Origin of the sequence: Polaromonas sp. (genome assembly GCF_031411155.1) — a bacterium.
GTDB lineage: Bacteria > Pseudomonadota > Gammaproteobacteria > Burkholderiales > Burkholderiaceae_C > Polaromonas.
The window spans coordinates 1-6,269 of the sequence record NZ_JANOAL010000179.1 but is presented as its reverse complement, the minus strand read 5'-3'; the positions used below and the strand labels follow the sequence as shown (position 1 = coordinate 6,269).

The 6,269-nt window shown below is 62.5% G+C and carries 6 protein-coding genes; 1 reads left to right on the top strand and 5 read right to left on the bottom strand.

Annotated features, from left to right (window positions below):
• Positions 1–52: 52 nt before the first annotated feature.
• Entirely contained in the window at positions 53–1,057 is a 1,005-nt protein-coding gene (locus RMO23_RS11525; RefSeq protein ID WP_309681587.1) for an IS1595 family transposase, read from the bottom strand.
• A gap of 144 nt (positions 1,058–1,201) precedes the next feature.
• On the opposite strand from RMO23_RS11525, the gene RMO23_RS11520 reads away from it, so the two are divergent.
• Positions 1,202–1,549, top strand: a complete 348-nt coding sequence (locus RMO23_RS11520) for a DOPA 4,5-dioxygenase family protein (RefSeq protein ID WP_309681585.1) — start codon at positions 1,202–1,204, stop codon at positions 1,547–1,549.
• A 97-nt stretch (positions 1,550–1,646) separates the two neighbouring features.
• On the opposite strand, the gene RMO23_RS11515 is transcribed toward RMO23_RS11520, so the two are convergent.
• The 4 genes from RMO23_RS11515 to RMO23_RS11500 form a co-directional block, all read right to left on the bottom strand.
• A complete protein-coding gene (locus RMO23_RS11515; RefSeq protein WP_309681583.1) occupies positions 1,647–2,735 on the bottom strand; it encodes an acyltransferase in 1,089 nt (362 codons plus the stop codon).
• Positions 2,736–2,758: 23 nt separating this feature from the next.
• On the bottom strand, positions 2,759–3,712 hold the full coding sequence (locus RMO23_RS11510) for a nitronate monooxygenase family protein (RefSeq protein ID WP_309681581.1): 954 nt from the start codon (positions 3,710–3,712) through the stop codon (positions 2,759–2,761).
• Between the two features lie 110 nt (positions 3,713–3,822).
• Entirely contained in the window at positions 3,823–5,613 is a 1,791-nt protein-coding gene (locus RMO23_RS11505; RefSeq protein WP_309681580.1) for an acyl-CoA dehydrogenase, read from the bottom strand.
• Between the two features lie 86 nt (positions 5,614–5,699).
• The coding region (locus tag RMO23_RS11500; protein ID WP_309681578.1) for an FAD-binding protein at positions 5,700–6,269 on the bottom strand (570 nt) is incomplete at its 5' end.

The following is a 6,269-nucleotide window of genomic DNA, read 5'->3' as shown; positions in this document are numbered from 1 at the left end:
GGTGTGTACACCAACCTGCATGTACATACCTATCACTGTTCCCGTGTACGGGCTATCCACTTAGCTCCTTGTGAAGGTTTCTGGACATTTTCGACGTACTTACAACGTGCTGATAAGTCACCGGCGTGGTGACTACGGCTTGCTCAAGCAGTCGATAAAAAAGCATTCCCCGCGAGGCGGATGTTCGTCTGTTGAATCGAAATACAAACTCGTCAAGATAGTAGTCCAGCTTGTCGGGTTGAACAGCTCCTTGATGTGTTCCAAGAAGCCATCTATGGATCAGCGCAGCAACTCTGTGCACGCCTGGCATGGAGACATGGGCGGGCGTATCCGAACCAAGCATGACGCTTCTTTGGTGGGTGTAACCCACATCCTTGAGCTTGCGATATGCCGCTGAGCCATCCGTGTGTACTGCCGCCCCCACTTGGATGACATCTTGCACAAAGGGAATCACTTGGCGCTCCGAATCATCGGGTATGCACCGCAGGCGAATGCGCCCAAAACCCTTGGGTTCGAGCATCTCGACCGCGATAACCACAAGCGTCTTGGCCGTGTGCGATTTCCGCCCTTTTTCCAGCGTTGCATGCGTCTTGTCACCAATCGCAATGTAGGTCTCGTCTACTTCAACTGTCCCGCATAGCAAATCTCTACCTGGCCGAATCATCGCGCGGCGAAATCGATGCAGCATGGTCCAAGCGGTCTGATAGCTGCCAAGCCCAAGTACGCGTTGCAATCCCAGTGCGCTGACTCCCTGCTTTTGATTGGTGATGTACCAAGCTGCGGCCAACCATACTTTGAGCGGCGTGCGCGTCTTATCAAAAATTGTTCCTGCCGTCACGCTTGTCTGATGTTTGCAACTCAGACAAATCAACCGGCCTCGACTCGTTTTGACAGGCACACCGATAACGCCACATTTGGGACAGATGAACCCACTCGGCCAACGCAGTTTTTCCAAGTAATCAAGACAGGACTGTTCAGTATGAAACCAGTCCATGAATTGGCTCCACGTCTTCGGGTAGTCTTTGTCGGCGACGGGCCGCGCTCCAATGTCAGTCATTCCGTGATTTTGTCACCCAAGGAGCTAAGTGGATAGCCCGTATAAATACACAGTTTTCTTACCCAAAAACCCCTATAGGCACAAGAACCCGCTCCGGCCTGACAATTGCCCATAGACCCCTACAACTTCCCGGCGGCCCGCACCATGACCCAACGCCCTGAAAACATTTACCCCCGCTACCACGCGCATGTCTATTTCGGCGCCGACACGCTGGAGCAGGCGCGTGCGCTGTGCCAGCAGGCCGGTGAGCTGTTCCGGGTGGCGGTGGGGCGGGTGCATGAGCGCGAAGTCGGGCCGCATCCGCACTGGAGTTGCCAGATCGCGTTTGACAGCGCCGAGTTCGAGCGCCTGATTCCGTGGCTGGAGCAGCACCGCAACGGGCTTAACGTGCTGGTGCACGGCGATACCGGCGATGACCTGGCCGACCACACCACGCACGCCGCCTGGCTGGGCGAGCCTTCTGCGCTGAAACTGGCGATGTTCCGGCGCTGAAGCGGTGACGCTAGATGCTACTTATTTGATAGCTGAATGCGCTCGTTGTTATTGGGCTAGCGCCATTTTTTACCTCCAACCAGGCGTCTGACGGGGCTCAGGAGATGCTGACGCCTGCCCTGGCGGCGCTGCCGGCACGCAGCGGCCGCGATTCAACGCTTCGGTACAGCAACGCCCCCGCCAGAAGTGACAGCAAAAAGGCGGCCAGCATCCCCAAGGCATTGGCCGCCAAGTGCGTCGGCCAGAAGTGGCTCACCCCCGCATTGGCCAGCAGGCAGACCGGAAAGTGAATCAGAAACACCGAATACGAGATCTGGCCGAGCCGCGCCAGCCAGCGCGGCTCGCGCCAAAACTGAAACAAGGCACTGGTTTGCAGCCACACCAGGCCGAAGGCCACCGCCACGGCCAGCAGCAGCCGGCCCCTGAAATCAAGCAGCAAGGCCGCCGCGCCCAGCCAGGCCATGGCCAGCAGCCATTGACGGCGCGCGGTCTGGCTTGGCATCGTCGAGGCCCAGCAAGCCATCATGCCGAGCGCGTAGGCGCCGAGGAAATACAGGCCGGTCATGTCCAGCCCCGGCTGGCGGTTAAAAAACAGCAGCGAAGCCAGTGCCAGCAGCAGCAGCAGGCCCACGTCCAGTTGCGCGGGCAGCTGCGGCCAGCGCTGCCGCAGCCCGCGCGCCAGCGCCAACACCGCCACGCTGAGGGCGAACAGCTGAAAATCGATCGCCACATACCAGACGCCGGCCGACAGGGCCTCCTGGCCCAGCACATCCTGCAGCAGCAGCGCATGACCGACCAGCTGCGCCAGGCTGGGCGCGGCGGGCACCGACGGGTGCGCGAACCAGGGCCGCAGCAGCGCGGCCACCAGCACACTCACGGCCAGCGCCACCAGGTAGGGCCGCATCAGGCGGCCGTAGCGGCGAAAAATCAGGCGGCCAGGCGCTTGGGTGAAACTGGCGCTGCCGTGTGGCGCCAGGGCTCGGGCGGCCAAAAAACCGCCCAGCACCAGAAACACCTGCACCGCCATGCGGCCGTAGTCGTACAGCCAGCTGATGAGGCCCGGCCAGGCGGCATGCACCACATCCGACATCGGACCGTAAAACGCCAGGTGGTGCCAGACGATCAGCGCGCAGGCCAGGCCCTTGAGTGCATCGATGCCCGGCAGGCGCAGGTCGGGCAAACGCATGGCTCTGGAAGGAAGAAAGAGCGCTACAAGGCCAGCCGCTGGCGCGCTTCCTCGTACTCGCGCCTGAGCTGGGCGACAAAAGCCGCCGTGCTTTGCACCTTGCTGACCGGGCCAATGCCCTGGCCGCAGCCCCAGATGTCCTTCCAGGCCCTGGACTTGTCGCCGCCAAAGTTCATCTTGCTGGCATCGCTCTCGGGCAGGTTCTCGGGGTCCATGCCGGCGGCACGGATCGATGGCGCCAGGTAGTTGCCGTGCACGCCAGTAAACAGGTTGCTGTAGATGATGTCGTCGGAATTGCCCTCGACAATCGCCTGCTTGTAGGCATCGGTGGCGCGGGCTTCTTCGGTGGCGATAAAGGCCGAGCCGATGTAGGCAAAGTCAGCGCCCATGGCGCGCGCCGCCAGCACCGCCCCGCCGGTGGAGATCGCACCCGAGAGCGCCAGCGGGCCGTCAAACCACTGGCGGATTTCCTGGATCAGCGCAAACGGGCTTTTCACGCCGGCATGGCCACCGGCGCCGGCCGCCACGGCAATCAGGCCGTCGGCGCCTTTTTCAATCGCCTTGCGCGCATGCTTGTTGTTGATGATGTCATGCAGCACCACGCCGCCATAGCTGTGCGCGGCGGCGTTGATGTCTTCGCGCGCGCCCAGGCTGGTGATGTAGATCGGCACCTTGTACTTGACGCACATCTGCATGTCGTGCTCCAGCCGGTCGTTGGACTTGTGCACGATCTGGTTGATGGCGAATGGCGCGGCCGGCTTGTCAGGATTGGCTTTGTCATACGCCGCCAGGGTCTCGGTGATCTCGGCCAGCCAGCCTTCGAGCTGCGCGGCCGGGCGGGCGTTGAGCGCGGGCATGGCGCCCACGACACCGGCCTTGCATTGCTCAATCACCATCCTGGGGTTGCTGATGATGAACAGCGGCGAGCCGATGATGGGCAGCGGCAAACTATTGAGCGGAGCGGGAAGTCTGGACATGGCTTCTTTCGGCAAATACCGTGAAAACAGCGATTTTTATAGTGAAAAGTGGCCCTAGCCCAATAAGAATAAGCAGGAGCAGCTATCAAATTTATAGCGCGACAAACACCTTAAAACGCTTCCAGCGCCAGCGCATTGACGCTGTCCGCGCCTTCGACGATGCTGTCGCGCAGACCCGGCACCTTGGTCAGCAGGTGGTCGGCGTAAAAGCGGGCGGTGGTGATTTTGGCTTGCATGAAGCCGGCGTCGACACCCTGGGCCAGTTGCGCCTGCGCCACCAGCAACGCGCGCGCCATCTGCCAGCCGGCCACCACATTGCCCGCCAGCATCAGGTAGGGCACGCTGCCGGCAAACACCGCATTCGGGCTGGTTTTGGCATGGCTCACGACAAAGTTCACCACGTCAACAAAGGCCAGGCGCGCGGCCTGCAGGCGCCCGGCCACGGCCAGCGCGTCGGCGCTGCCCTGCTGGCGCAGCTCGCCCTCGGTCGCTTCAATCTGTTTGGCAATGCCCAGGGCGGTCTGGCCGCCGTCGCGCAGGGTCTTGCGGCCCACCAGGTCGTTGGCCTGGATCGCGGTCGTGCCTTCGTAAATCGTCAGAATTTTGGCGTCGCGCATGTACTGCGCCGCGCCGGTTTCCTCGATGAAGCCCATGCCGCCATGCACCTGAATGCCCAGCGAGGTCACGTCCAGGCTCATCTCGGTGCTGTAGCCCTTGACCAGCGGCACCAGAAACTCATAAAACGCCTGGTTTTGCTTGCGCGCATCGGCATCGGGGTGGTGGTGGTTGGCGTCATAGGCGGCGGCGGCCACCGAGGCCATGGCGCGGCAGCCTTCAATGTAGGCGCGCATCGTCATCAGCATGCGCTTGACGTCGGGGTGGTGAATGATGGGCGCGCTGGCCTTGATCGAGCCATCGACCGGGCGGCTCTGCACGCGGTCCTTGGCGAAAGTCACGGCCTTTTGATAAGCCCGCTCGGCCACCGCGATGCCCTGCATGCCGACCGCGTAGCGCGCCGAGTTCATCATGATGAACATGTACTCAAGGCCGCGGTTTTCCTCGCCCACGATGTAGCCCACAGCGCCGCCGTGGTCGCCAAACTGCAGCACCGCCGTCGGCGAGGCCTTGATGCCCAGCTTGTGCTCGATGCTGACGCAGTGCACGTCGTTGCGGCTCCCAAGCGCGCCGTCTTTGCCCACCATGAACTTGGGCACGACAAACAGGCTGATGCCCTTCACGCCCTCGGGCGCGCCAGCCACGCGGGCCAGCACCAGGTGCACGATGTTTTCGGCCATGTCGTGCTCACCGTAGGTGATGAAAATCTTGGTGCCCGACACCTTGTAGCTGCCGTCGGCCTGCGGCTCGGCGCGACTGCGCACCATGGCGAGATCCGAGCCGGCCTGCGGCTCGGTCAGGTTCATGGTGCCGGTCCACTGGCCGCTGACGAGTTTTTCCAGGTAGATCGCCTTCAAATCGTCGGAGCCGGCCGTCAGCAGCGCTTCGATGGCGCCGTCGCTGAGCAGCGGGCACAGCGCAAAGCTCATGTTGGCCGAATTGAGCATCTCGCCGCAGGCCGCGCCAATCGTCTTGGGCAGGCCCTGGCCGACGTAGTCAGCCGGATGCTGCAGACCCTGCCAGCCGCCCTCCACGTACTGCCGGAAGGCTTCCTTAAACCCGGGCGTGGTGGTGACGACGCCGTCCTTCCAGCTCGACGGGTTTTTGTCGCCCTCGACGTTGAGCGGCGCCAGCACGCCCTCGTTGAACTTGGCGCACTCTTCGAGCACCGCCTGCGCGGTTTCCAGCCCGGCATCCTCAAAACCAGGGATCTGCGCGATCTGGTCGATACGGGCCAGGTGCTCGATGTTGAACAACATGTCTTTGAGGGGGGCTTTGTAGCTCATGGGGGTCTCCGGGGCCTGAATACTCGGTCAATCGATTCGCACAAGAAAAAAAGGCACCGCGAGCGATGCCTTTTGCGGGCGGTGAATTACAGCGCCTTCACCAGCTCCGGCACCGCCGTGAACAGATCGGCTTCCAGGCCGTAGTCGGCCACGCTGAAAATCGGCGCTTCCGGGTCCTTGTTGATGGCCACGATGACCTTGCTGTCCTTCATGCCGGCCAGATGCTGGATGGCGCCCGAAATGCCGATGGCTACGTAAAGCTGGGGCGCGACGATCTTGCCGGTCTGGCCGACCTGCCAGTCATTGGGCGCGTAACCGGCATCGACCGCGGCGCGCGAGGCACCGAGCGCGGCACCCAGCTTGTCGGCCAGCGGCTCCAGAACCTCATGGAACTTCTCGCTGGAGCCGAGCGCCCGGCCACCCGAGACAATGATCTTGGCGGCGGTCAGTTCGGGGCGGTCGCTCGTGGCAATCTCGGAACCCATAAACACGGACTTGCCGCTGTCGGCGACACCCGCCAGCACCTCGACCGCAGCCGAGCCGCCCGTGGCGGCGGCGGCATCAAAGCCGGTGGTGCGCACGGTGATGACCTTGGTCGCGTCCAGGCTTTGCACGATCGCGATCGCGTTGCCGGCGTAGATCGGGCGCTCGAAGGT